Annotated in this window: 21 protein-coding genes and 1 tRNA gene; 12 read left to right on the top strand and 10 right to left on the bottom strand. The window is 31.9% G+C overall.

Annotation, left to right across the window (positions count from 1 at the left end):
* Positions 1-5: 5 nt before the first annotated feature.
* Positions 6-245 carry a hypothetical protein gene (locus tag H574_RS0105110; protein ID WP_027879531.1) on the top strand — a complete coding sequence of 80 codons (240 nt, stop codon included), beginning with the start codon at positions 6-8 and terminating at the stop codon, positions 243-245.
* Between the two features lie 104 nt (positions 246-349).
* Here H574_RS0105110 and H574_RS0105115 read toward each other — a convergent pair whose 3' ends face one another.
* Positions 350-799 (bottom strand): nucleoside deaminase, encoded by a 450-nt coding sequence (locus H574_RS0105115; RefSeq protein WP_027879532.1) that lies wholly within the window; start codon positions 797-799, stop codon positions 350-352.
* 41 nt (positions 800-840) lie between these two features.
* Between H574_RS0105115 and dxs the strand changes: the two genes are divergently transcribed.
* Positions 841-2,619 (top strand): 1-deoxy-D-xylulose-5-phosphate synthase, encoded by a 1,779-nt coding sequence (gene dxs / locus H574_RS0105120; protein WP_036227117.1) that lies wholly within the window; start codon positions 841-843, stop codon positions 2,617-2,619.
* A 32-nt stretch (positions 2,620-2,651) separates the two neighbouring features.
* Here the strand turns inward: dxs and H574_RS13965 are convergent, their stop codons facing one another.
* Genes H574_RS13965 through H574_RS0105135 form a run of 3 tightly spaced genes read right to left on the bottom strand, consistent with a single transcriptional unit; the run spans position 2,652 to position 8,738 of the window.
* Positions 2,652-3,377 carry a fibronectin type III domain-containing protein gene (locus H574_RS13965; RefSeq protein WP_051169828.1) on the bottom strand — a complete coding sequence of 242 codons (726 nt, stop codon included), beginning with the start codon at positions 3,375-3,377 and terminating at the stop codon, positions 2,652-2,654.
* 4 nt (positions 3,378-3,381) lie between these two features.
* Entirely contained in the window at positions 3,382-7,353 is a 3,972-nt protein-coding gene (locus H574_RS14850) for a thrombospondin type 3 repeat-containing protein (protein ID WP_027879534.1), read from the bottom strand.
* A gap of 44 nt (positions 7,354-7,397) precedes the next feature.
* On the bottom strand, positions 7,398-8,738 hold the full coding sequence (locus H574_RS0105135; RefSeq protein ID WP_027879535.1) for a deoxyguanosinetriphosphate triphosphohydrolase: 1,341 nt from the start codon (positions 8,736-8,738) through the stop codon (positions 7,398-7,400).
* Between the two features lie 202 nt (positions 8,739-8,940).
* Between H574_RS0105135 and H574_RS0105140 the strand changes: the two genes are divergently transcribed.
* Together H574_RS0105140 and H574_RS0105145 are read left to right on the top strand one after the other, a co-directional pair.
* Positions 8,941-11,745, top strand: coding sequence for a TonB-dependent receptor (locus H574_RS0105140; protein WP_027879536.1), 2,805 nt, complete (start codon positions 8,941-8,943; stop codon positions 11,743-11,745).
* A gap of 43 nt (positions 11,746-11,788) precedes the next feature.
* Positions 11,789-12,961, top strand: a complete 1,173-nt coding sequence (locus tag H574_RS0105145) for a hypothetical protein (RefSeq protein ID WP_027879537.1) — start codon at positions 11,789-11,791, stop codon at positions 12,959-12,961.
* Between the two features lie 65 nt (positions 12,962-13,026).
* Here the strand turns inward: H574_RS0105145 and H574_RS0105150 are convergent, their stop codons facing one another.
* Positions 13,027-13,383 carry a toxin-antitoxin system YwqK family antitoxin gene (locus H574_RS0105150; protein ID WP_027879538.1) on the bottom strand — a complete coding sequence of 119 codons (357 nt, stop codon included), beginning with the start codon at positions 13,381-13,383 and terminating at the stop codon, positions 13,027-13,029.
* Between the two features lie 294 nt (positions 13,384-13,677).
* Here H574_RS0105150 and H574_RS0105155 point away from each other — a divergent pair, with 294 nt between their 5' ends.
* Positions 13,678-15,978, top strand: coding sequence for an inorganic phosphate transporter (locus tag H574_RS0105155; protein WP_027879539.1), 2,301 nt, complete (start codon positions 13,678-13,680; stop codon positions 15,976-15,978).
* A gap of 141 nt (positions 15,979-16,119) precedes the next feature.
* Positions 16,120-16,995, top strand: coding sequence for an OmpA/MotB family protein (locus H574_RS0105160; protein ID WP_027879540.1), 876 nt, complete (start codon positions 16,120-16,122; stop codon positions 16,993-16,995).
* Between the two features lie 78 nt (positions 16,996-17,073).
* Here H574_RS0105160 and H574_RS0105165 read toward each other — a convergent pair whose 3' ends face one another.
* Complete coding sequence (locus H574_RS0105165) at positions 17,074-17,640, bottom strand: DUF3109 family protein (RefSeq protein WP_027879541.1); 567 nt, start codon at positions 17,638-17,640, stop codon at positions 17,074-17,076.
* A gap of 129 nt (positions 17,641-17,769) precedes the next feature.
* On the opposite strand from H574_RS0105165, the gene H574_RS0105170 reads away from it, so the two are divergent.
* Genes H574_RS0105170 through H574_RS0105180 form a run of 3 tightly spaced genes read left to right on the top strand, consistent with a single transcriptional unit; the run spans position 17,770 to position 19,208 of the window.
* Positions 17,770-18,351, top strand: a complete 582-nt coding sequence (locus tag H574_RS0105170; RefSeq protein WP_027879542.1) for a MarC family protein — start codon at positions 17,770-17,772, stop codon at positions 18,349-18,351.
* A gap of 52 nt (positions 18,352-18,403) precedes the next feature.
* Positions 18,404-18,604 carry a hypothetical protein gene (locus H574_RS0105175; RefSeq protein WP_027879543.1) on the top strand — a complete coding sequence of 67 codons (201 nt, stop codon included), beginning with the start codon at positions 18,404-18,406 and terminating at the stop codon, positions 18,602-18,604.
* A gap of 1 nt (position 18,605) precedes the next feature.
* Positions 18,606-19,208 carry an FAD-dependent oxidoreductase gene (locus tag H574_RS0105180; RefSeq protein ID WP_027879544.1) on the top strand — a complete coding sequence of 201 codons (603 nt, stop codon included), beginning with the start codon at positions 18,606-18,608 and terminating at the stop codon, positions 19,206-19,208.
* 24 nt (positions 19,209-19,232) lie between these two features.
* Here the strand turns inward: H574_RS0105180 and H574_RS0105185 are convergent, their stop codons facing one another.
* The 3 genes from H574_RS0105185 to H574_RS0105195 form a co-directional block, all read right to left on the bottom strand.
* Complete coding sequence (locus tag H574_RS0105185; protein ID WP_027879545.1) at positions 19,233-20,828, bottom strand: S41 family peptidase; 1,596 nt, start codon at positions 20,826-20,828, stop codon at positions 19,233-19,235.
* Complete coding sequence (locus tag H574_RS0105190; protein WP_027879546.1) at positions 20,828-21,259, bottom strand: deoxycytidylate deaminase; 432 nt, start codon at positions 21,257-21,259, stop codon at positions 20,828-20,830. The genes H574_RS0105185 and H574_RS0105190 overlap by 1 nt, the downstream gene beginning before the upstream one ends.
* Before the next feature lie 152 nt (positions 21,260-21,411).
* Positions 21,412-21,999: a HupE/UreJ family protein gene (locus tag H574_RS0105195; RefSeq protein WP_027879547.1), complete on the bottom strand. Its 588-nt coding sequence runs from the start codon at positions 21,997-21,999 to the stop codon at positions 21,412-21,414.
* Between the two features lie 142 nt (positions 22,000-22,141).
* Here H574_RS0105195 and H574_RS0105200 point away from each other — a divergent pair, with 142 nt between their 5' ends.
* On the top strand, positions 22,142-23,131 hold the full coding sequence (locus tag H574_RS0105200; protein ID WP_051169829.1) for an SMP-30/gluconolactonase/LRE family protein: 990 nt from the start codon (positions 22,142-22,144) through the stop codon (positions 23,129-23,131).
* Positions 23,132-23,204: 73 nt separating this feature from the next.
* Positions 23,205-24,209: a LacI family DNA-binding transcriptional regulator gene (locus H574_RS0105205; RefSeq protein WP_027879549.1), complete on the top strand. Its 1,005-nt coding sequence runs from the start codon at positions 23,205-23,207 to the stop codon at positions 24,207-24,209.
* A 36-nt stretch (positions 24,210-24,245) separates the two neighbouring features.
* On the opposite strand, the gene H574_RS0105210 is transcribed toward H574_RS0105205, so the two are convergent.
* Positions 24,246-24,327, bottom strand: a tRNA-Leu gene (locus tag H574_RS0105210).
* Between the two features lie 144 nt (positions 24,328-24,471).
* Here H574_RS0105210 and H574_RS0105215 point away from each other — a divergent pair.
* The gene (locus H574_RS0105215) at positions 24,472-25,413 is read left to right on the top strand and encodes a ribose-phosphate pyrophosphokinase (RefSeq protein ID WP_027879550.1); all 942 of its coding nucleotides are present in this window, start codon (positions 24,472-24,474) and stop codon (positions 25,411-25,413) included.
* Positions 25,414-25,441: the final 28 nt, after the last annotated feature.

Below are 25,441 nucleotides of genomic sequence, written 5' to 3' on the forward strand. Positions count from 1 at the left end.
CCTCAATGAAATACTTAATTTTATTAGCTTTTATAGCCAGTTTAGCATCAATAATTTGCGGTTATGCATTAGACAATGTAGACAACCAAAAGTTAATTGGTTTTGGCGTTTTAGGCTTATTTTTTGTGGTTATTCCGTTGTTTTCTTATCACCGTTGGAAAAACAAAAAAGTTGAAGATTACATGCTTACCAAAGAAAAACTTCAAGAGATGCGAGACAAAGAAGGCGATAAACGTAAATTATAATTTTAGCGTTACCCTATCGGGTCGCGCTTTCACAAGTCGCAATCAAAGATGTGCTCCAACAATTGTTCAATCGCTAACGCACATTCCAGCCAACATAAAGACCATTAGTTAAGATTTCGTTTTTCTACAAAAAACCGTTTCATTAAAGCAGAAGCTTCTTCAGCTAAAATTCCACCTTCAATTTTAGTTTTAGGATGCAATTTGGTGTTTAAATTAATACATCCGCGTTGTTCATCTCTAGCTGCATAAACAATTCTACTAATCTGACTCCAATACAATGCACCAGCACACATTTGGCAAGGCTCTAAAGTTACATACAACGTACAATCTTTTAAATATTTTCCACCTAAAAAATTAGCAGCAGCAGTAATGGCTTGCATTTCGGCATGCGCCGTTACATCATTTAAACGCTCTGTAAGATTATGTGCTCTAGCGATAATGCGATCTTTAATTACAATTACAGCTCCAACAGGAATTTCACCTTTATCAAAAGCCTCTTGCGCTTCTTGCAAGGCTTTTTTCATAAAATAAGTATCATCAAAAGGTTGTATCATAAGCGTAAAAATACAATTTAAGATACTACATTTGTAGTATAATGAGCAAAATACTTCAACATATAAATTCGCCAGACGATTTAAAAACCTTAAATCAAGAACAGCTATTACTTTTAGCTAAAGAATTGCGTGAATTTATCATAAATATTGTTGCCACAAAAGAAGGCCATCTTGGCGCTAGCTTAGGCGTAATAGAACTTACTATTGCTTTGCATTATGTTTTTAACACACCAAAAGACCAATTAATTTGGGATGTTGGTCATCAAGCTTACGGACACAAAATTTTAACCGGAAGACGTGATATTTTTGAAACCAACAGACAATTAAATGGTATTTCTGGATTTCCTAAGCGTAAAGAAAGTGATTATGATGCATTTGGTGTCGGGCATTCCTCTACGTCTATTTCGGCAGCATTAGGTATGGCAATTGCTTCAAGAATAAAAGGCGATTTAAACACACAACATATTGCAGTAATTGGAGATGCTTCTATAGCTAGTGGTATGGCGTTTGAAGGTTTAAATCATGCTGGTGTAAGTAAAGCTAATTTGCTAGTTATTTTAAACGATAACGCAATTGGAATTGATCCAAGTGTTGGCGCTTTAAAACAGTATTTAACCAACGTTAAAAAAGGCACACAAAAACAAGATAATATTTTTGAAGCTTTAAATTTTGACTATTCAGGACCAATTGACGGTCATGATTTACCAGCTTTAGTTAACGAACTTGAGCGGTTAAAATCTGTTAAAGGACCAAAGTTTCTTCACGTTATTACCACCAAAGGAAAAGGTCTTAAACAAGCCGAAGCTGACCAAGTAAAATACCACGCTCCAGGACAATTTGATGCAAAATCTGGCGAGCTTATTGCAAAAACTGAAACTAAACCTCAACCACCAAAATATCAAGATGTTTTTGGATATACTATAGTAGAATTAGCTAAAACGAACAAAAAAATTGTTGGCATCACACCAGCTATGCCAACCGGAAGCTCTTTAAAATATATGATGGAAGCGTTTCCTGACCGAGCTTTTGATGTTGGTATTGCCGAGCAGCATGCAGTTACTTTGGCTGCAGGAATGGCTACACAAGGGTTAATTCCGTTTTGTAATATTTATTCGACATTTATGCAACGCGCATATGATCAAGTTATACATGATGTTGCTACACAAAACTTACCTGTTATTTTTTGTTTGGATCGTGCAGGATTAGTGGGACAAGATGGCGCGACCCATCATGGTGTTTTTGATTTAGCCTATTTACGTTGTATCCCAAACTTGATCATTTTTGCACCAAGAAATGAGGTTGAATTACGTAACATGCTTTACACTGCTCAATTAGGACTAAATCATCCAATTGCCATAAGATATCCAAGAGGTAGAGGAATTACAATAGATTGGAAACAACCATTTTCTAAAATTGAAATTGGTAAAGGCGAACAATTAAAAGAAGGTAAAGAAGTTGCTGTGTTATCTATTGGAACGATTTCAAAAAATGTTACTGAAGCACTTAACAGTATTGAAAACCCTGAAACTTTTTCTCATTACGATATGCGCTTTGTAAAACCATTAGATGAGGCTTTACTTCATTCAATATTAAAAAAACATCACACAATTATTACTATTGAAGACGGAACTGTTTCTGGTGGATTTGGCAGTGCTATTTTAGAGTTTGCTGCAAAGCACAACTATAAAAACAACTTTATAACAAAAGGAATTAAAGATGAATTTATAGAACATGGCACAACTGAAGAACTACAAAAAATCAACGAAATTGATTCAGAAAGTTTAAAAATTTTATTTAAAAGCATAAAAAAAGCAGACTAGTTAGTCTGCTTTTGTTTTAAGCTAAGGGACAATTAGTTTGTTGTAAATGTCCAAACAGCACCTATAGTTTTGGTACCAGAATTGTCTTTTGTATCGATTTGCCAGTAATATGTTGTTGCTGGATCTGTGCTTACATCAAAGTTTTCTGCTGTTAAGTCTGTGCTAACTGCTGTAGTTGGAGGATTAGACGTACCAAAATACACATCATAAGTTAATGTGTCGTTTATATCTACATCTGCTCCGGACCAATTTAAAGAAGTTGTTCCAGACACAACTGCATCTTCTTCATTAGGACTTACTAAATCCGCTAAGAACGGTGCATAGTTAGAAACACCTTCTCCTTCTGTATAAAATGCAAAAACCTGAGATGGACTAGCTGAATCTTCTGCATCTTTTGCTGTTACTGTCCAGTAATAAGCTGTACCAGGCTGTAAAGTTAATGTTCTTGTAGTTGTTGTAGATGTAACTTGTTCAACTAAATTAGTCATATTATTATCTAACGCTACTCTCAATTCGTAACTTACTGTATCACCATCAGGATCTGTAGCTGCTGCCCATTCAAAATTAACAGTACTATCTATACATAATAAATCTGATGTTGGATAGATTAATTGACTAACTGCACTTGGCGCTGTATTTGGTGTATCTGGAGTAGGAGCTACTCCTCCATCACCACCATCTCCATCACTTCCTCCACAAGAAGTAATTACAACACTAAAAAATAATACAGTTATTATGTTATATAATTTCTTTTTCATCTTATTATTTTTTTATGATTTTTATAGTTTTTGGTGCTTTTTCTGACTGAATATTTACAAAATAAACTCCGCTTCTTAGTGATTGGAAAGGAATATAAATTTCTTTATTATTCGCAACATCAAAAGAGTTACTATAAACTACTCTTCCATTTATATCATAAACATTTACAGGAAGAGCGTTTACATCTAAACCATTTGGCAGTATAACTTTTAAATTATCTACCACTGGGTTTGGTGTAGCCTTAAATTCTATAATGTTAATCTGTTTAGTAAAAGTACCTTCGCAAGCTTGAGCTGTCTTAATTTCTAACAATCCAGACTTTAGATTTTCTAATATTATATTGTCTTGACTAGTTATTAAAATAACTTCACCATTTAAAGTCACTGTGTAAGGCGCTGTACCTCTGTACATGTTAACCTCAATATCTTCTCCATTATTTTGTTCTATAAGCTCTAGTTCTATTGTTTCTGCAGCTTCAACACTTACTTCTGAACATTGAACATGGTCATATTCGTTTACAGACACACATACAGTATATGGTCCACCTACAGATAAGTTTTCTATAGTTAAGTTGTTTGTTGTTAACTGTTCTGAAATATTTGTTCCTGGACCATTAACGGTAACCGTATAAGTTACATATGTTTCATTTACATTAATATTTATCTTACCGTTATCTTGTCCTTCGCATGTTTCTGAAACTACTTCTATTGAAATGTTATCTTGAGCTGCATAACTAGTATCACAAATATCTCCTATCCCGTTATTGTTAACGTCTTCTTGATTTGGATTAGGTGTATCAACACAATTATCTATAGAATCTACGACACCATCTCCATCTGAATCCTGACAAACATCTCCTACTCCATCATTATTACTATCTAATTGGTCTGGATTAGCTATTGTTGGACAATTATCATTTATATCTAATATTCCGTCTTGATCTGTATCTTGACAAACATCTCCAATTCCGTTGTTATCAACATCAGATTGATCTGCGTTTGCAACACTTGGGCAGTTATCTACACCATTAACAACACCATCATTGTCATCATCTCCATTTGGATCAAAAGAGAACTGTCCTGAAAATATACCTCTACCATAAGTAGCTGCAAAAACCATATTATCGTCTCTTAAATCTAAATCTAAAACTTTAACATTTGACATTCCGTTAAATGCAGGATTCCAAGTTGGATTAGCATCAGAAAAGTTGGTTGTATACCAAACACCTAACTCTGTACCTATAATTACCTCTTCATTATTTAAAGGATTTCTTAATATTGACTTTACTGGTAAATCTGGAAGATTACCTTCTTTAGTCTGCCAGTTAGCCCCTCCGTCATTTGTGTACCAGATATTTTCTACTCCGTAGTTATGAATGGTAACAAAAATTTCGTCTTCATTGCTACCTAACTCTATGTCAGACACACTTCCTACTATAAAATTATTAAGTTCTAACTCTGTCCAAGTATGATTACTACCATCTGCATTTTCTACTTTAAAAATATCTCCTAAAACTGTTCCTACAAATAAGGTTGAAGATGTTGTTGTAAAAGGAGACACTGTTAATGCTGTTGGTGTACTATCAAATTCAGAATTTGTTAAATCTGAAGACGTTAAAGTTGAGCTAGATTTTATGCCTGAGTATCTTCTTATTACAGTACTAAGGTTGTTAGAATAATTTGAATATAAAATATCCAGATTAGAGTCTAATGCTTGTGGGTTAATAAAAGCTCCGTTAGAAGCATTTTCATTATTAATTGTTACGTTAGTATTAGTTTCTAAATTAAATAAATTAATACCTGAGTTGTACACGTAGTTTCTAATAAAATACTTATCGTCTCCTTGATCAAAAAATGTATAAGCACCATCACCTCCATATGCTTCTACAGAACTATCCGCTCCATTTGAATTTGCATTTTGAAACAATTGCGTACCATTATCTTGTAAACCTCCTGCAAAATAATCTCCATTAAAAGCTGTTGTTGGAGCTACACCGACAGTGTAAAATTGACTTGTATTAAAATCTTTATCTCTTGGACTTAAGACTACACCTGCATTTGATGAATAGTAAATTCCACCATCATTTCCTACTAACATGACACTGGAACTATTGTTTCCAAAAACTAAGGCATGTTGATCTGCATGAACTTCTTGATAGCCAAAACCACCATACCAATGAGATAATTGAGACCAAGAAGTACCACTATTAAACGACTTAAATAAATCTATACCTCCAGCATATACTATATCGTCATTTGCTGGATCTACCTCTAAAAGTAAGTCATAAAAAGCTTGACCTCTAGTAAAATCATTTGCTGATATACCAGTATCTGCATCATTTGGTAAAGTCATATTTGTAGTTGTAGAAAAACCATCTTCTGTTTTAATCATTATAACAGGAGTAGTTGTTCCTTCTGCTAAGACATAGATTTTATTAGGGTCTGATGAAGATACTGCTATTTGAGTTCTATCTGCATCTGCTACGACTTCTTCTACACTAAAAGAGTTTCCGTCTGTTGAAGATAAGATTGTTCCTCCTCCTTCACCAAAAACATAACTATTAATTGTAGAAACCCAAATTTTATTATCAGCTCCAATTTCTATATCATTTGGACAATACTGAACGCCTCCTGCAAGTGATTGTAACGAAACTAGTGACCACGAGTTTCCATTATCTGTTGATTTGTATAGTCCAAATTCTGGACCACCTAAATACGTAGTAGCGTTAGCAGATCCGTAAAAACCATCTCCTGCAGCTACATAAACTTCAGAAACACCATTGTTATCTCTTATTTTAATATCATTAATGTGTTGAATACCTGGGACTAAATTTCCTGTAAACGAACTAGACACAGGATTTAAAGAACCTGTCATTGTACTACCTGCAAGAATTGAAGCTTCTAGTATATCTCCATCTGCTTTAGAAATCATTACTGATGGTATTGTAATTGTATTATCATCTCCTCCCATAGGGATAGGTTGACCTACTACATTATTCATCATAATAACTCCTACTGCTCCTGCATTTTGAGCATTTTTTACTTTTTGAGTAAAGTTACAGTTACCTCTTCTTATTAAAGCTATATTGCCCGATATTTGAGCACCATTAACTAATGCGCTACATCCTTCTGTTGGTAATCCTGTTCCATCATCTACTAAAACTATATTTGCCGATATTACAGATGTAATTTCTGGTCCAAAAGCAGTTGTTGGGTATGACAAATAGTCTCCTGCTACATCTGAAGGTGAATTAACAGAAATATTAGATGCAGATTGAAATGATGTATCACCTGTAATACCTCCAAAAACATTTGTCCATGTTGCTCCTGCATCATCAGATTTCCAAACACCACTTCCGTTAACATCTCCTCCTACATAAGATTCTCCTGTTCCTAAGTAAAAGACATTACTATTGTTTGGATCGTATGTTATACAAGATACAGCTAAGTTTTCTGGCACATTAACTCTTTGCCACGATGATTCTGGATTTGATATGTTTGTGTTTTTCCATAAACCGCCACTAACTCCTCCTGCAAAAACAGTTTCATTTGATGCATCGTTTGGATCAAACATTATAGCTCTTGTTCTTCCTCCTACATTGTTTGGTCCTCTTTCTACCCATCCATTATTCATAGCATCACCCGGTACTCTTCCTGCAGCTAATGTATTTAGTCTAGCAGCATTTATGCTATCTCTTAATGGTTGTAATTTTTCTGGTGTTGGTCGTCCTAATAGAGGATTCATTGTAAGTTCCCATTCTTGCTCGTAGAATTTATTTGGTGTTAAACCTTGAGCCTTTCTTTCTGACTTACTTAGCTTTAAAGTGTTTTTAAATGGGCTTTTTTCTAAGTTTTCTGAATGGATATTTCTAACTTGATTGTTTTGTTTTAAAGCAGAATTATCTTCAGAGAAATTTTGATATAATGCAAATATCCCTAAGGCTAATAATAAAATTATTAGTAATTTCTTTTTCATAATAATAAATAATTAATCTTTTTGCTAAAATAATATAAAATATTCTATAATGTAAATCCTTTTATCTTTTTATATTGAAGAATGGCTTGACTATCAGATAATGAAGCTACATAATGACAAATATTTAAAAGTCTTTGATATATACTTCCTTCTTTACTAAGTGTTTCTGGCAAACTCTTTAAAATTAATTTATCATAATTAGATGTTGGTCCTTCTTCAAAATTATTCTGAATAGATTTAGTGTAAGTTGTTAGAAGCGTATTTATTATTTGATAGCCTGCTATTTCTTTTTCTAACACTTCTTTTGATTGATAAATTTTCTCAACACTCAGCTTTATAATGTCATTAATTTGAGCTTCATATTTACTCTTATCTAATAAACTGATATTGAAATCTCCTCTTAAAATATCTTCTTCATTAGTCATAAATATTTGCACAGCTTCGTTTATAAGACTATTAATAGCTAAAGCTCTTAAGTAACTTACCCTATCTTGGGTATTAGTTAACAAAGCATACTTTTTAGTATTTATAGAGTCTCTAACTAGATTAATTAAATACTCTAAAGCAAACTCTTCTTCGATTAAACCTAGATTTATACCGTCTTCAAAATCTATGATTGTATAACAAATATCATCTGCTGCTTCTACCAAAAATGCTAAGGGATGTCTATTGTATCTTAAATGGTCGTCAGATTTTTTTATTAAACCTAATTCTTCAGCTACATCAACAAACGCTTCTTTTTCACTTTGAAAAAAACCATACTTTTTATCTGATATCTGATTAGTTGGCTTTTTAGGTAATGATTCTTTAGGGTATTTTGTAAAAGCACCTAAAGTAGCGTAACTAAGTCTTAATCCTCCTTCTCTGCCAGACCTACTTTGTGTCGCGATTTTAAAACCGTTAGCATTGCCTTCAAAATCACATAAATCTTGGTATTCTTTATCAGATAGTTTTGATTGATATTTTTTTCCTTCACCATTTATAAAAAACTCTCCTATAGCTTTTTCTCCGCTATGTCCAAATGGCGGATTACCTATATCATGAGCCAAAGCAGCAGCAGCTACAATTGCTCCAAAATCATTTGCTTGATATCCTAAAGTGGTTTGTAAATGTGGATGTTTTTCTAAAATCTTTTGACCAACCTTTCTTCCTAAAGAGCGTCCTACAACACTTACTTCTAAACTATGTGTTAAACGTGTGTGTATAAAATCTGTCTGAGACAATGGGATAACTTGAGTTTTATCTTGCAGACTTCTAAATTCTGAAGAAAATATAACCCTATCATAATCCACTTCAAAACCTAAGCGAGTTTCATCTTGTTCTTTTCTTAGTCGTTTATTAGTATCACCAAAGCGCTTTAAGGATAGTAATTGTTCCCAATTCATTATATAAGTTTTTAAGCTGCAATATAAGTATTTGACATGTAAAATGTTCTCCTTTTCAATGTTAACTAAACGTTTTCTAGTAATAAACAAACAACATATCTCATAACGTTAAGCTAACTTTTTAGTGATTAACTATTAATACCTAGTTAACTTAGACTTTACAGTTTGCCAGTTTCTTTGCACCAAGAATTTAAACAACGCAATGAAAAAAATATTTCTATTATTATTTACATTATTTAGTGTATACGCAAACGCTCAAGACACTGGTTCTATAGCTGGTAAACTTACAGATAAAGAATTTGACAACGAACCACTTCCTTTTGCTAATATTCTAATTAAAGGCACTTCAAAAGGTACTACTACAGATGATGCTGGTCTTTACATGTTGGATAATCTAAAGCCAGGTGATTATGTAATTGAGTATAGCTTTGTGGGATACGAAACTCAAACAATAGAAGCAACTGTTGAAGCTGGTAAAGTCACCGAAATAAATGTCCCAATGGGCGCTAATGCTGCTTCTTTAGAAGAAGTTGTTATTCAAACAACTACTAAAAGAGAAAGTGAAGTTGCAGTTTTATTAGAACAGAAAAAAGCTGTTGAAATTAAACAAATAATAGGTGCAGACGAATTATCAAGAAAAGGAGTAAGTGATGCGGCTGGTGCAGTCGCTAAAATATCTGGTGTTTCTAAACAAGAAGGATCTAGTAATGTATATGTTCGAGGTTTAGGTGATCGTTACCTTAATACAACTATGAACGGTTTGTCTTTACCATCAAATAATGTTAATAAAAAGAACATTGACTTAAATTTATTCTCTTCAGATGTAATTCAAAATGTATCTATTAGTAAAGCATATGCAGCTCAATTTTACGGAGATTTCTCTGCTGGTAATGTAGATGTAACTTCTAAAGAACATAAAGGTGGAAGTTTTGTAGATGTATTTACTGGTTCTGGTTTTAACACAAATGCTATAGACAAAAACTTTGTAAGAAGTGAAGGGACTGGTTATTTTGGATACTACGGAAGATATGATCACAACCCTTTTGCTGTTATATTATCTCACGGTGTTGATCCTGTAAGCGTAAACTCACCTATCAATGTGGCTTATGGAGCATCTGGAGGAAGCTCTCATTCATTTGAAAACGGTTCAAGATTAAGTTTCTTTGTTACAGGAGGATTTGAAAATAACTACGAATACAGAAACGGTAAAGCTGTAGATTTTTCTACTGTTGAGAAAAAAGCATTTGAAGCTGCAGAAGAATATGAATATTCTACAACTACTACTGCTATGGCGAACTTAAACTACAAAATAAACAGTGATAATAACATAAGTTTTAATTCAGTATTTATTAATAGTTCTTCAGATGTTGTCGGTTATTTTGGTATTGATGGAACAGGTAGAAATAGAGATGCAATTTTAAATACAGACCAAGGGTTTTACCAACAAAATGTTCAGTTTGATCAAACTAAAATGTTTGTTAATCAATTATTAGGAAATCACAAATCAGGAAAATTTGAGTTAGATTGGGGATTTGGTTACAACAAAGTATTTTCTGATCAACCAGACAGAAAGCGTTTTAGCGTAGAAAATTATCAATATGCTTTAGATAATGATCCTTCTACTAACCCAACATTCTACAGTAATGTTGTTTTTGATAATCAACGTTATTTTCAAAAAATTGAGGATGATGAGTACAACGGACGTTTAAATCTGTCTTATGAAGCTAATGAAAAATTAAAATTCAATATCGGTTATAATGGTCGTAACAAGAAAAGATTATTTAATAACATAAGATATGGTTACGATATAGTTGATGGTAGCTACGAAATTACAGATATAAACAACTTAAATTCTGTCTTTAACCTAGATAATTTAAATCTAAATGCAAGTAGTGGTGGTATTTACGAAATTAAAGTAATTAAACCTTACCCAACTTTATCTAACACAAATAGACCAGGACTTTTTGAAAATACGTACACAGGTAAACTAGACATCTATGCTGGATATTTAGATGCTGAAATAAAAGTTGGAGAAAAATGGTTATTTGTTCCTGGTATTAGAATAGAAAGCTTTGAACAAAACATAGCCTATGATGTAATAAACTTAGGTAACAATGGTAACGATTCTAAAACATCTAAAGAAACTTTTATCCTACCTAGTTTAAACATTAAATACGCTATAAACGAAGACCAAAATCTACGTTTCTCTGCAAGTAAAACAGTATCTACACCAGAGTTTAAAGAAGTAGCTCCGTTTGTTTATGAAGATGTATCTGTACGATATGGAGGTAACCCTGATGCTTTAGGATACTCTGATATTTATAACGCCGATTTAAAATTTGAATCTTTCTTTGGAAGAGGTGAAATATTCTCAGTTGGTGTATTTGCAAAACAAATTAACGATCCAATTAATTTAGTTGTTGTTGGTGATGCTACAGGAACACAACGTTACGTAAGAACTGGTGATAAAGCTGAAGTTTACGGTGTTGAAGTAGAGTTGAGAAAGAACATTATTGAAGACGAAAACGAAGACGCAGTTTTAGCTTTTGGTGTAAACGCAACTTACATGGACACTAAACAAGATTTATACGAAAATATAGACGGAACTTTTGACTTAGCTTTTAATAAAAGTGAAGATGAGTTACAAGGCGCTTCTCCTTTAATCTTAAATGCAGATATAAGCTACTCTCCTACTTTTAACAACTACAAACCGGTAGCTAACGTAGTATTCTCTTACTTTTCAGACAGAATAGATGCATTAGGATCTGGAGATCTTGGTAATATTATAGAAAAAAGTGTTCCTACTTTAGATTTTGTTTGGAAAAACACTATTAAGGACAATTTTGAAGTTAATCTTAGTGCAAAAAATTTACTAAACCCTTCAATACAATACGTTAGACAAGACCAAAATCAAGGTGACATTTTAGTTACATCTGCTAATGGTAAAGGTGTAACAGATTATAAAAGAGGTATCAACTTAGGACTTCAACTTAAATACAAATTTTAAATATCAATAACACAATTAAGAATAAAAATTAAAAACTAAAAAAATGAAAAAACAAATAATTCTTGGTTTAGCATTAGTATCTATGATATTTTCATGCTCTACAGACGACACTTCAGATATTGTAATTAATGACAATAGTGTTACAAATAACAACTCTGGCGGTGGTACAACAGATCCTCAAACAATTTTCTTATCTGGTACTTACACAGAAGATTTAACTTTAGACGCAAATAACACTTACAAAATTAATGGTTCTTTAATCATGGCAAGTGGTACTACATTAACTATTCCTGCTTGTATGACTATTGAAGCTTTAGCTTCTGGAGCAGACGTTTATGTAGCAATCTCTCAAGGTGCTAAAATTGTAGCTAATGGTACTCAAGATTGCCCTATAGTATTTACTTCTGATGCTGCTAACCCAGCTGCAGGAGATTGGGGAGGATTAATTTTATTAGGAAGAGCACCAATAAACTCTGTAACAGGAACAAACACAGCAACTTCAGAAATTGCTAGTCTACCATACGGAGGAAATATTTCTGATGATGATTCTGGATCTTTAAACTATGTACGTGTAGAGTATTCTGGTGGAGCTGCAGATGGACAATCTGAAAACAATGGTATTTCTTTTTACGGTGTAGGTAACGGTACAGATGTTAATTACATCCAAGCTTACGCAGGTAAAGATGATGGTATCGAGTTTTTTGGTGGTACAGTAAATGCTAATTATGTTTCTGTTATCAATGCAGAAGACGACTCTGTAGACTGGACAGAAGGTTACTCTGGTACGTTAACAAACGTATATATATCTAACAGAATTACTGACGATAAAGCTATTGAAGCTGATGGGTACAACACAGATTTTAGCAACGCTACAGGTACATTCTCTAAACCAACCGTTAACAACTTAACAATTGTTGGTCAAGGTACAGCTGCAGGACATGCAGAAGCTATAAGACTAAGAGCAGGAACACAAGGTATCTTTAACAACGTACATATTACAGGATACATCGAAGGTTTTGATCTTGATGATCAAGACACAGGTAATGGTGTTATTAGTGACGATTTACAAGTTACTAATGTAACATTTGTAGATGTTACTACTAAAGTAAAAAATGACACAACAGTATCTTTTACAGATGCAGACTTCTACGTAGGTGAAGGAAACGGAGCAACTAATGATTATGCTACTTGGGGAGCAGGTTGGACTGCTGAATAAGCTAATTTTAAAAAATAAAAAAAAGCACCTTTTTGAGGTGCTTTTTTTATTTCTAAAAATATAAATTAATCTCTATCTGCTACAGCAGAAGTGTTTTTCCAAGTGTTTACAGAAGTAATACTGTTCGATGAATAATCTACTTCTTTTAAAGTATCGTCTGTCCAAAAAAACCACTTCCCTACTTTTTTACCATTGTCATAAGCACCTACTACAATTTTATCACCATTTGCATCATATTTTGTCCAAACTCCTTGTAACTTATTATTCTTATTAAAAAAACCTTGTTGTGCAATAGCACCATTATCATGATAGTATGTTGCTTGAATTAAATCTCCTTTTTTCTCCATTGTTGGCTTATTAACTTCTTGAGCTGAAACAAACCCTGTAATTAATACCGCAAAAGCCAAAATTAAATTTTTCATAGTATATATTTTTTAAGATTATTATTAATGTTTACATAACAAATATAGTCTATTTTTTACAATTTAGATACCTTTACATAACATTAAGTTAACATTAAAACTATAAAATATTGATTATCAAGTGTTTGAAAATAAAAATTTAACATTAAAAATCAATCAATTACATAAAATATTAGCAGTTTTAAGGGATATTTTACTTAAAAATTATAGAAAACTAAAAAAGAACATAACATTAAGTTAACATTACGTTGAAGATAAAAGATGAAATTTGCCATAATAAATTAACCATAATTAATGGAAAACATATACTTATTCATGATAATTGCTTTAGCTATTTTAGCTATTGCAGATCTTGTTGTTGGAGTTAGTAATGACGCTGTAAACTTCTTAAATTCAGCTATTGGCTCTAAAGCTATCTCTTTTAAAACAATAATGATAGTTGCTAGTATTGGTGTTGCTTTAGGCGCCATATTTTCTAGTGGTTTAATGGAAGTTGCTAGAAAAGGAATTTTTAATCCTGGCGAATTTATGTTTGATGAAATCATGATCATCTTTATGGCGGTAATGATTACAGACATATTACTACTAGACTTTTTCAACTCTGTTGGTATGCCTACCTCAACAACAGTTTCTATTGTATTTGAGTTATTAGGTGCTGCAGTTGCAGTTTCTTTAATTAAAATCTGGTCTGATGGCGGTACTTCTTCAGAATTAATAAACTATATCAATACATCTACTGCAACAAAAATTATCCTTGGTATATTACTCTCGGTGGTTGTTGCATTTACAGTTGGAGCTATTGTTCAATGGTTTACCCGTTTACTTTTATCCTACAACTTTCAAGAAAAAGCGAATTGGGTTGGCGCTTTATTTGGTGGTATTGCATTAACTGCAATTACATATTTTATTTTAATCAAAGGAATAAAAGGTACACCTTATGCCGATTTAAAATTTGAATATACCAATGGTCTAACCATTAAAGAATACCTAGAAAGTAATGTTATAAACATTATAGGGATTAACCTTGTTGTATGGAGTGCTATTTCTTTTGCTTTAATAACCGCATTAAAACAAAACATATATAAAATCATAATTTTAGTAGGTACGTTTGCCTTAGCACTTGCTTTTGCAGGAAACGATTTAGTAAACTTTGTTGGTGTATTTATTGCGGGTTGGCAATCGTATCAAGAGTATGTTGCCCAAGGTTTACCAGCTTCAGAATTATCAATGAAATTTTTATCTAAAGCTGTAGAGACGCCTACCCTACTTCTTTTTATAGCAGGTATGATAATGGTAGTTACCTTATGGTTTTCTAGTAAAGCAAAAGACGTAGTAAAAACATCTTTAGACTTATCTAGCCAAAGTAACACAAAGGAACGTTTTCAGCCTAACTTTTTATCCCGTGGATTTGTTAGATCTGCAATGTTAATGTCTCAAATGTACTCTTATGTTGTACCTAACTCGTGGCAAGAAAAAATAAATAAGCAATTTGAAACTCCTGCTATTGATTTAACATTAAAAGAAGAAGATATACCTGCATTTGACTTAGCTAGAGCAGCTGTTAACCTTATGGTTGCTGCAGTACTAATATCTTTAGCTACATCTTTAGGGTTACCATTATCCACAACATACGTTACATTTATGGTAGCAATGGGTACATCTTTAGCAGATCGTGCTTGGGGCGCAGAAAGTGCTGTGTATCGTGTTGCTGGTGTAATTAATGTAATAGGCGGATGGTTTTTTACCGCTTTTATAGCTTTTGTCGCATCTGCATTAATTGCTTACTTACTACATCTTAATGTAAAGGTTATGACACCTATATTATTACTTATTGCATTTACATTATTAGTAAGAAATTATATAGCTCATAACAAGAAAAACTCAAAAGCTAAAGAAGAAGACAGCTTATTTAAAGCAGAAAGTAGCTCTGTCCAAGGAGTAATTCATGAAAGTGCAGATAACATAGCTAATGTTGTAAAGAGAGGAAACAAAATTTACACCAATGCAGTTAATGGTTTAGCTAAACAAGATATAAATGCGCTAAAGAAAAACAGAAGACAAATCACAAAACTATCTAATGAAGTTGATGATTTAAGAGATCATATTTTCTACTTCATAAAAAACCTAGACGAGTCTAGTGTTGAAGCAAGTAGTTTTTACATTAACATTTTAGGTTACTTACAAGACATGACGCAATCATTAGATTATATTTCTAAGATTAGTTATAAACATGTCCATAACAACCACAAAAAATTAAAATTTAATCAACTTAAAGAACTAAAATTAGTAGACGAAGCTTTAGAAAAGCTATTAATGGATACTAAAGAAGCTTTTAAATCTCGTTCTTTTGAGGATATAGCACGCATTTTAAACAACAGAGGTAAAGTGTACGACTTGGTAAAAGAAAAAATACAAATGCAGGTTGAACGTACTCGCACTGAAGAATCTTCACCTAAAAACACCACACTTTATTTTAGTTTATTATTAGAAACTAAAGATTTACTTAGTGCTACAATGAACTTACTAGACGAATACAATCAAGCTTTTGACAGTAAGGTACCACCAGCTAGAGTGGCTGAAAACGAAGAAGAATAAATCACTTTAATTAAAAATATCAACTAAAAAGCCTCAATAATTGAGGCTTTTTTAATGCTTAAATTTTGACTTTAACAAAATTTAAACATCTATACCATGTTAGAGAGCGTAAATAAAGTAACTCAAAAATTTAAACTATTTATGAAAAAACTAACATTAGTAGCACTAAGCGCAATATTTTTAACTGCTTGCGTTTCAAAAAAGAAATATTTAGCCTTAGAACAAGAAAAAGGTGAAATTAAAAGTGAACTAACTAAAACCATAGTGGAAAAAGAAGAACTTGAAAAAAAGTTTGCCATTATAGAAGCTAGAGTTCAAAATTATAACTCTAAAATTAATAACCTTACCGAAGAAGTTGGAGAGCTTACAGAAGAAAACAAAACAAAATTTGATGCAGTTGGTAACAAAGCTGTTATTTCAGAACAATCAAAAATTGGCATGCGTAAAACTTTAAGTAAGGTAGACCCAGAAGTGATGAAGTATGTAACGACTCTTGAAGATTCTATGAACTTAGCTTTATCTTTAAATCTTAAAAAATTTGTTGATGAAAGTGAAATTGATGAAAGCGATGATATTTCAATAAATATTGACGAAACTGTAGTAATGATTTCAATTTCAGATAAAATGCTATTTAATACAGCTAGCTATAGAATTAATAACAAAGCCAATAAAGTATTAAAAAAAGTAGCAGATGTAATTAAGTCAGAACCAAGCTTAAATGTTATGATTGAAGGTCATACAGACTCCAGAACCATAAATACAGACAAAATACAAGATAATTGGGACTTAAGTGTACTACGTGCAACTTCTGTTGTTAGAGCATTACAAAAAGACTATGGTGTACCGCCAGAGCAATTAATTGCAGCTGGAAGAAGCAGTTACCAACCACTAACAGATAACGACAGTAAAGAAAACCGCGCAAGAAACCGTAGAACACGCATTGTAATATTACCAAATATTGATAAGTTTTTTGCACTAATGGCATCTAGTGAAACGCTAGAAGCTAACGATATGTAAATTATAAAACTATTATTTGAAAACAAAAAAGAGTAGACATATGTCTACTCTTTTTTGTTTTATAGTGTTTACAACAAATCACTTCATTTTATTAGCTACTTTTTCTAACTCGCTATACCAATCTTCTCCAAACTTTCTTATTAAAGCGTCTTTTACAAACTTATAAATTGGCACTTGTAGCTCTTTACCTAATGAGCAAGCATCATCACAAATATCCCAGCGTTCATAGTTTACTGCAGAAAACTCTGTATAATCTTTAACTCGTATTGGATATAAATGACAAGATATTGGTTTTTTCCAATCTATTTTGCCTTTATTAAAAGCCTCTTCAATACCACAAAGCGCAGTTTTTTTGTCATCAAAAATAACATAGGCACAATCTGCATTGTCAATTAAGGGTGTTTCAATTTCGTCCCAGTCGTTTGTTGTAGATGTTCCTTGTGCTTCTATAGCTTCTATACCTTCTTTACGTAAAAAAGGTTTAACCTTCGGGTAGATTTCTTCAAGAATATCTGCTTCTTCTTTAGACAATGGTGCGCCTGCATCTCCATCTATACAACATGCACCTTTACAAGCCGATAGATTACAGACAAAGTCCTTTTCAATAATATCTTCAGAAACAATAGTTTTTCCTAACTGAAACATTTTGATTTAATATTTTTTGCAAATATAGAGCTATTTGTTTCAAAAAAAAGACCTTAAAAAGAAATCAATATTTCGCTTGAATTTCAACGAATTAAAACTAATTTTGCGCCAAATTTAAACCCTAATACTATGTCGTTAAGTTTTAAAGAAATCTTTACCGTATTTATGGTCCTTTTTGCTGTAATTGATATTGTAGGTAATATTCCTATTATTATAGATTTACGTAAAAAAGCTGGTCATATTCAAAGTGAAAAAGCAGCTATTATTGCTGGTATTATTTTAATTGCATTTTTGTTTTTAGGTAAAAGTATATTAAATCTAATTGGTATTAATGTTAACTCTTTTGCTGTTGCAGGTGCGTTTATTTTGTTTTTTATTGCTTTAGAAATGATTTTAGGCATCACCCTTTATAAAGATGAAGAAACTAATCCAATGACAGCTTCTGTTTTTCCGTTAGCGTTTCCGCTTATTGCTGGACCAGGAAGTTTAACAACATTATTATCGTTGCGTGCAGAATATAGTATCCAAAACATAATTGTAGCAGTAGTTTTAAATGTTATAGTTATATACATTGTTTTAAAAACATCAAGACGTATAGAGCGACTAATAGGTCAAAACGGTATACAAATTATTAGAAAAGTTTTTGGTGTAGTATTATTAGCTATTGCTGTAAAACTATTTACCGATAACATTAAAATCTTATTAGCTTAAATATTGTATTTTTGTATAAACTTTTACAAAGCATTTATACATCGTTAAACTAATGAAAACCTTTATACATATTCTTACATTATTAGCTGTAGCATTAATTATTTTTAACGCTACACAATTAAATCTTGACGCTTTACTAGAAGGACAAAGCTTAATTGCTCTAATTACGATTGTTTCCTCTTTGTGCGCTATAATGTTACTTCAAATTTTACGTATTTCTAAAAAAATTGAAGCTAAAAGTAAAGGACTTTAAGATGAAAGATACAATTATTGTTGGTGGTGGCGCAGCTGGACTTTCTTGTGCATTGGTTTTAGGTTCTGGGTTAAAAAAACCTTTTGCAGAAGGAAAAAATGTTGCTATTATTATGCATCAAAAAGCTTCGCATTTACAAACTGCATTATTTAATAACGTATTAGGATTACAACCTGGCACATTAGGTGATGATATTCTTAAAGATGGAAAAGAGCAATTAGCTAACTTATATCCAGAAGTAGAGCAAATAGAAAAAGAAAAAGTAAAAAAAATTGAAGAAACTAACTTTGGCTTTACTGTAACCACTAATAAACAAAGCTACGACACTAAACGTGTAGTAGTTGCTGTTGGATATACTAATTTATTAGACATTGAAGGTCTTGAAAGTTACATAAAACCTCATCCTAGAGCTGTTATTGAAAAAGATAGAATCTGGTTAGAAAACAAAGATCATTTAGTTAAAAAAAACCTATATGTAGCAGGTACATTAGCTGGTTGGCGTAGTCAATTTGCAATTGCATCTGGTAGCGGTGCACATGTTGCTACAGATATTTTAACAATTTGGAATAATGGCAAGCACACTAAAGTGCATGATAAGGCGTAGGTGATTTTAGTCTTACAGAAAAGATTACTCTTCAACTTCTACTTTCTGATGTAATTGGATTACCTTATCAATCATATCATCATGTTTGTTAAGTATTTTATGGTAAGCACCAAAACCATATAGCTGTTCTGCTATTGTAGCTTTTAGGTAATGCTTAACTTCTTCTCTATAGGCTACAAAAACAATGTTAGATCTTGTTTTAATTTTCAAATACTCTTCAAAACCTTTAATCATATTATCCTCTACTAAATAATCATCAAAAAAGTCTTGTCTTGATATAGAAGAGTAATAATTGCGGTCTTTTTCTATTTCTTCAAAAATGAAATTATTAAAAAAACCTTTTCTTTCTAAAAAGCTAAGTGTTTCGTTTTCCATTTTTCTGTTTAAAGGCACAAAAACATCTGGTATAATTCCGCCACCACCATACACCACTTTTCCTTTTGGTGTTGTAAATTTTAATGAGTCTGCTACTTCAATTTTAGATTCGTCAATTAGCTCACCACTTTTCATTCTGTACGAATAATCATCATAGTAATCTGTATTACCATTAGCGTAAGACCTTTGTATAGATCGTCCTGTTGGTGTATAATATTTAGATACTGTTAAGCGTACTGCGCTACCATCTCCTAATTGCATTTCTCGTTGGACTAAACCTTTTCCGTAAGATCGTCTTCCTACAATTGTACCTTTATCGTTATCTTGTAAGGCACCTGCAATAATCTCTGAAGCTGATGCTGAATTTTCGTCTATCATTACAAAAAGTTCACCAGTTTCAAAATCTCCTTTAGATGTTGAGTAGCTTTTTTCTATATCTCCTTTTTTGTTTTTTGTATAAACAATAAGTTTATTGTCTTCTAAAAATTCGTCAACAATATTCACAGCTATTTCTAAAAATCCTCCAGGGTTTTCTCTTAAGTCTAAAACTAGACTATTTGCACCTTCTTTTTTTAAATGTTTTAATGCTTTTTTAAATTCTTTGTAAGTGCTTTCTGCAAAACGATTAATTTTTATGTAACCTAAATCTTCGGTTAACATGTATGCTGCATCTACACTTTTAATTGGTACAACATCTCTTGTTACGTTAAAGGTTAAAAGTTTGGGTTCGCCTTTTCTGTAGACTTTTAACTTGACTTCAGAATAGCGCTTACCTCGTAAAGTTTCTACTAAACTATCATTTGTTTCGCCTAAAAGAGATTTTCCGTTTGCTTCTAGTATACGGTCGCCACCTTTTATTCCTGCTTTAGCACTTGGACCGTTTTCAACAGTTTTTATTACTGTTATTGTGTCTTTAAATGTGTAAAAATTAATACCAATACCCACAAAATTTCCTTTCATGTTTTCGGCAGAACGTTTCATTTTTTCTTTAGGAATATAAACCGAATGTGGATCTAAGTTATCTAATATTCCGTTTACGGTAACGTCTACTATACTATCTGTATTGACATCTTCTACGTATTCGTAATCTATATAATCAATTAGCCTATTTAACTTGTCTTTTTTACTGTTTGATGTAAATAGTTTATCTGATGTGTCTCCAAAGTCTAAATTACCACCAATAAATATGCCTGCTGCTACTGCTAGTCCTATTATAAATGGTATGTAAACTTTAAATTTTGACATTATTCTTCTAATTGTTCTATATGTTCTACTTGTATACCTGCTTTGGTTAAAAATTTTATACCAGAATCGTCTTTATATCCTTGATTATATACTACGCGTATTATACCTGCTTGGTGTATTAGCTTACTACACTCTTTACACGGTGATAGTGTTATATATAATGTTGCTCCTTTACAGGATTGCGTTGATGAGGCTACTTTTAATATTGCATTAGCTTCGGCATGTAAAACATACCATTTGGTGTAACCTTCTTCATCTTCGCAAAAATTTTCGAAACCTGTTGGTGTTCCGTTATAACCATCAGAGATTATCATTCTATCTTTTACAATAACTGCGCCAACTTGTTTGCGTTTACAGTAAGATAATTTCCCCCATTCTTTAGCTATACGCAAATACGCCTTATCGTATTTCAATTGTTTTTTTTTGGACATGTAGTTAGTTTTTGTCGGATGTTTAGGTAGACAAACAAAAAACCTAACCCAAACCTATAACGAAGATATAAGGTTAGTATTTTAATTACAATTTAAAAGGATAAGTTTTATGAAAACTTTAGATAAAATTGGCTCTTTTTAATATTTAATTACTATAAAATCCAATTATCTATTAACATCGGAATTACTAGTCCTATTACTATTGAAGAGACTACCATCATCCAATCTCTTTTAGAAAACCTAAATATTGTTTGAAATATATATCCTAAAAATAGAACAATAAAGACTATTATTATTTGCGCTATTTCTATACCTAAAGCAAACTCTAATAAAGCTATAAATTTATTATCACCAGAGTCTAAGTTCATTCTAAACTCTCTTCCAAAACCAAAACCGTGTATTAAACCAAAAAATAATGTCGACACAAATAGAATACCTATTTTCTGACTATTTTTTTGCTTACCAGCAGTAAACACATTGTAAACTGCCATTATTAAAATGGTAATTGGTATTAAAAACTCAATCAAACTTGCTTGTACACGTACATGACCATAAACAGACAAAATTAAAGATAAAGTATGTCCTACTGTAAACATGGTAACCAGTAATAAAACGCGTTTCCAATCTCTAAATAAATAAGGTACAGCTAATACGATTAAAAATAATACATGGTCATATGCGTTAATATCTAGCACATGATTCATTCCATATTGTACAGTTTGCCAAAAGTCGTTAAACATTAGGTGTTATTTTTAGGGTTGGGTAAATATACAAAAAGTAAAAAAACGCAAAAGTAATTTCAATATTTACTTATGTCAAAACTTAAAACTTATTTTTGGTTGTATCTTCGCAAAAAAAATACTCAATTCGCATCTAATACTAATGGTAAAAACAATTTTTAAATTTATACCACTTACACTTCTATTTTCAATATTAACGTTAACTAGTTGTAAGGAAAATAAAACACCAGTAGAAAAAAATGAGATTACTAATATTGCTACTTTAGAATATAAAATTAGCTCTAAATTAGGTGAAGGCGCTATATGGAATTATAAAACTGAAGAATTATACTGGGTAGATATTGAAGGGCAAACACTAAATATATATAACCCTAAAACAAAAAATAATAACGTAATTAAAACACCATCAAAAATAGGAACCGTTGTCCCTTACACAAAACAGCAAGCGGTTATAGCTCTTGAAGATGGTATATATCAGGTAAATTTAGACAACGGAAAATTAAATCAAATTTCTGATATTGAAGCTTCGATGACAGAGAACCGTTTTAATGACGGAAAGTGTGACCCACAAGGAAATTTTTGGGTTGGTTCTATGCATTTAAAAGAATCTTCACCTAAAGCAAGCTTATATAAAGTAGCACCTAACGGAACTACAACAAAAATGATTGATAGCGTTACAATTTCTAACGGAATTGTTTGGTCTAAAGATGCAAAAACCATGTATTATATAGACACACCAACCAAAACCATTAAAAGTTATGATTACGACATAAAGACCAGTACAATTTCTAACGAAAAAGTTGCCATTAATGTACCTGAATCTTTAGGTTATCCAGACGGAATGACTATTGATCAAAATGATATGTTATGGGTTGCTTTATGGAATGGTAATGCTGTAGCGCAATTTAATCCAAAAACAGGACAGCTAATTTCAAAAATAGAAGTACCTGCACATAATGTAACATCTTGTGCTTTTGGAGGCAAAAACTTGGATGTTTTATATATCACAACGTCTACCAACGATATGACAAATGAAGAAAGAGAAAAATATCCTCTAGCAGGATCTATTTTTAAATATAAACCAGAAGCTAAAGGTAGACCAGCTTTCTTTTTTAAAGAAGCAATTAGATAAAACAAAAAACAATATTAATTCTTGCTATTATAGTAGGAATTTGTAAATTTAATACTTGGGAAATTCAGAAAAAATGAAGAAAAGCATCACATTAAAAGAGTTATCAAAAATATTAGGTGTTTCAATATCAACAATATCTAAAGCATTAAATGATAGCCCAGAAATTAGTCATGATACCAAAACTAAAGTAAAAGAACTTGCTGCACTTCATAAATATCAACCTAATGTATTAGCCAGAAATTTAAAATCTGGAACTACCAAAACAATAGCTGTAGTTATCCCAAGTGTACAAAACTTCTTTTTTGCACAAGTTTTATATGGTATTGAACAAGAAATTGCAAAAACTGACTACAACTTAGTTGTTAGTCTTACTAATGAATCTTTAGAAAAAGAATCTAATAACTTAAACCATTTCTCAAACGGAATTGTAGACGGTTTTATAGTAACCGCTTCTGAAGAAACTCAAATTAAAAAAGAATATACCCATTTTACATCTGCTCTAGATAACAAAAAAGCTATTGTCATGTTTGACAGAGTGGTTAAAGATATTAATTGTGATAAAGTTTTGGTAGATGATAAAGAAGCAGTTTACAAAGCTACATCACATTTAATAAAATCTGGAAGAAAAAAGATAGCACTAGTATCAACTATTAGCAACTTAACAGTTGGTAAATCAAGAATAGCAGGTTACAAACAAGCGCTTAATGAAAACGGAATAGAGTTTTTAGAGTCTTATGTAGTATCATCAACCGAAGAAGGTATAAAAAAAGAAACAGATTTATTTTTAAGTAATAATCAAACAGATGCTATAATAGCATTAGATATTCAATCATCATTATCTGGTCTAAAATCTGTTAAAGAAAAAAGATTAGAAATACCTAAAGACGTTGCTATTATTGGCTATTCTAGTGAAAGAACAGCATCTCATCTAACGCCAGAATTATCTACTATAAGTCAAAATGGTATAGAAATAGGAAGAAAAGCCACAAAATTATTGATAGATCGATTAAAATTTCCTGAGAAACCATTTGAAAATATAGTAGTCGCTTCAAAAATTCAAAACAGACAATCCTCATAAAAAAAGTCTTCTAAACAACACATTTAGAAGACTTTGTACTCAAGGTGGGAATCGAACCCACACTTCCGAAGAAACCGGATTTTGAATCCGGCGCGTCTACCAATTCCGCCACTTGAGCAATTAGGAAGTGCAAAATTAAATATAATTTTAATCTTTTATACTAAAAATAGCTACTAATGTCTTTTAAAGCTGAAAAATTATACTAAATTTGCACCTCAAATAAAAATCTGTAGTCTTAAGTGCTGCTTAACAACACATTACTATGTCTAGTACAACAACAGAAGCCAAAATATTTTCTATAACGCAAAGTAAAGCTTTAGCAGAAAAAATTGCGGCTGCTTACGGTACTAATCTAGGTAAAATTATTACCTCAACGTATAGCGATGGAGAGTTCCAACCTTCTTATGAAGAATCTATAAGAGGAACAAGAATTTTCATAATTGGATCTACAAATCCTAGTTCTGAAAATTTAATGGAAATGTTATTAATGATAGATGCCGCTAAACGTGCATCTGCAAGACACATAACAGCAGTACTACCTTATTTTGGTTGGGCTAGACAAGACAGAAAAGACAAACCAAGAGTACCAATTGCAGCAAAATTAGTTGCAAAAATGTTGGAAACTGCAGGAGCAACTCGCATTATAACAATGGATTTGCATGCAGACCAAATACAAGGGTTCTTTGAAAAACCAGTAGATCACTTATTTGCATCTACTATATTTTTACCTTATTTAAAGGAGTTAAATTTAGACAATTTAACTATAGCTTCTCCAGATATGGGAGGATCAAAACGTGCCTACGCATACTCTAAAGCATTGCAAAGCGATGTAGTAATATGCTATAAGCAACGTGCTAAAGCCAATGTAATTTCTCATATGGAACTTATTGGTGACGTAACGGGTAAAAATGTTGTATTAGTTGATGATATGGTTGATACTGCTGGAACATTAACCAAAGCTGCCGATTTAATGATGGAAAGAGGAGCAAAAAGCGTAAGAGCGATTTGTACTCATCCAATATTATCTGGCACCGCTTATGAGAGATTAGAAAACTCTAGATTAGAAGAGTTAATTGTAACAGATTCTATACCTCTTAAACAAGAAAGCAAAAAAGTAAAAGTTTTAAGCTGCGCAAATTTATTTGCAGAAGTAATGCATAACGTACACCATAATGCATCAATAAGCTCAAAATTTATAATGTAGAAATAATTAAATAAATATAAATAACAAT

It is taken from the genome of Mesoflavibacter zeaxanthinifaciens DSM 18436, from assembly GCF_000422365.1.
In the GTDB taxonomy this organism is placed as follows: domain Bacteria; phylum Bacteroidota; class Bacteroidia; order Flavobacteriales; family Flavobacteriaceae; genus Mesoflavibacter; species Mesoflavibacter zeaxanthinifaciens.

Bases quoted from the DNA above. Each gene is read 5' to 3' on its own strand.
- H574_RS0105110 (WP_027879531.1), top strand. From the start codon at position 6: ATGAAATACTTAATTTTATTAGCTTTTATAGCCAGTTTAGCATCAATA.
- H574_RS0105115 (WP_027879532.1), bottom strand. From the start codon at position 799: ATGATACAACCTTTTGATGATACTTATTTTATGAAAAAAGCCTTGCAA.
- dxs (WP_036227117.1), top strand. From the start codon at position 841: ATGAGCAAAATACTTCAACATATAAATTCGCCAGACGATTTAAAAACC.
- H574_RS13965 (WP_051169828.1), bottom strand. From the start codon at position 3,377: ATGAAAAAGAAATTATATAACATAATAACTGTATTATTTTTTAGTGTT.
- H574_RS14850 (WP_027879534.1), bottom strand. From the start codon at position 7,353: ATGAAAAAGAAATTACTAATAATTTTATTATTAGCCTTAGGGATATTT.
- H574_RS0105135 (WP_027879535.1), bottom strand. From the start codon at position 8,738: ATGAATTGGGAACAATTACTATCCTTAAAGCGCTTTGGTGATACTAAT.
- H574_RS0105140 (WP_027879536.1), top strand. From the start codon at position 8,941: ATGAAAAAAATATTTCTATTATTATTTACATTATTTAGTGTATACGCA.
- H574_RS0105145 (WP_027879537.1), top strand. From the start codon at position 11,789: ATGAAAAAACAAATAATTCTTGGTTTAGCATTAGTATCTATGATATTT.
- H574_RS0105150 (WP_027879538.1), bottom strand. From the start codon at position 13,383: ATGAAAAATTTAATTTTGGCTTTTGCGGTATTAATTACAGGGTTTGTT.
- H574_RS0105155 (WP_027879539.1), top strand. From the start codon at position 13,678: ATGGAAAACATATACTTATTCATGATAATTGCTTTAGCTATTTTAGCT.
- H574_RS0105160 (WP_027879540.1), top strand. From the start codon at position 16,120: ATGAAAAAACTAACATTAGTAGCACTAAGCGCAATATTTTTAACTGCT.
- H574_RS0105165 (WP_027879541.1), bottom strand. From the start codon at position 17,640: ATGTTTCAGTTAGGAAAAACTATTGTTTCTGAAGATATTATTGAAAAG.
- H574_RS0105170 (WP_027879542.1), top strand. From the start codon at position 17,770: ATGTCGTTAAGTTTTAAAGAAATCTTTACCGTATTTATGGTCCTTTTT.
- H574_RS0105175 (WP_027879543.1), top strand. From the start codon at position 18,404: ATGAAAACCTTTATACATATTCTTACATTATTAGCTGTAGCATTAATT.
- H574_RS0105180 (WP_027879544.1), top strand. From the start codon at position 18,606: ATGAAAGATACAATTATTGTTGGTGGTGGCGCAGCTGGACTTTCTTGT.
- H574_RS0105185 (WP_027879545.1), bottom strand. From the start codon at position 20,828: ATGTCAAAATTTAAAGTTTACATACCATTTATAATAGGACTAGCAGTA.
- H574_RS0105190 (WP_027879546.1), bottom strand. From the start codon at position 21,259: ATGTCCAAAAAAAAACAATTGAAATACGATAAGGCGTATTTGCGTATA.
- H574_RS0105195 (WP_027879547.1), bottom strand. From the start codon at position 21,999: ATGTTTAACGACTTTTGGCAAACTGTACAATATGGAATGAATCATGTG.
- H574_RS0105200 (WP_051169829.1), top strand. From the start codon at position 22,142: ATGGTAAAAACAATTTTTAAATTTATACCACTTACACTTCTATTTTCA.
- H574_RS0105205 (WP_027879549.1), top strand. From the start codon at position 23,205: ATGAAGAAAAGCATCACATTAAAAGAGTTATCAAAAATATTAGGTGTT.
- H574_RS0105215 (WP_027879550.1), top strand. From the start codon at position 24,472: ATGTCTAGTACAACAACAGAAGCCAAAATATTTTCTATAACGCAAAGT.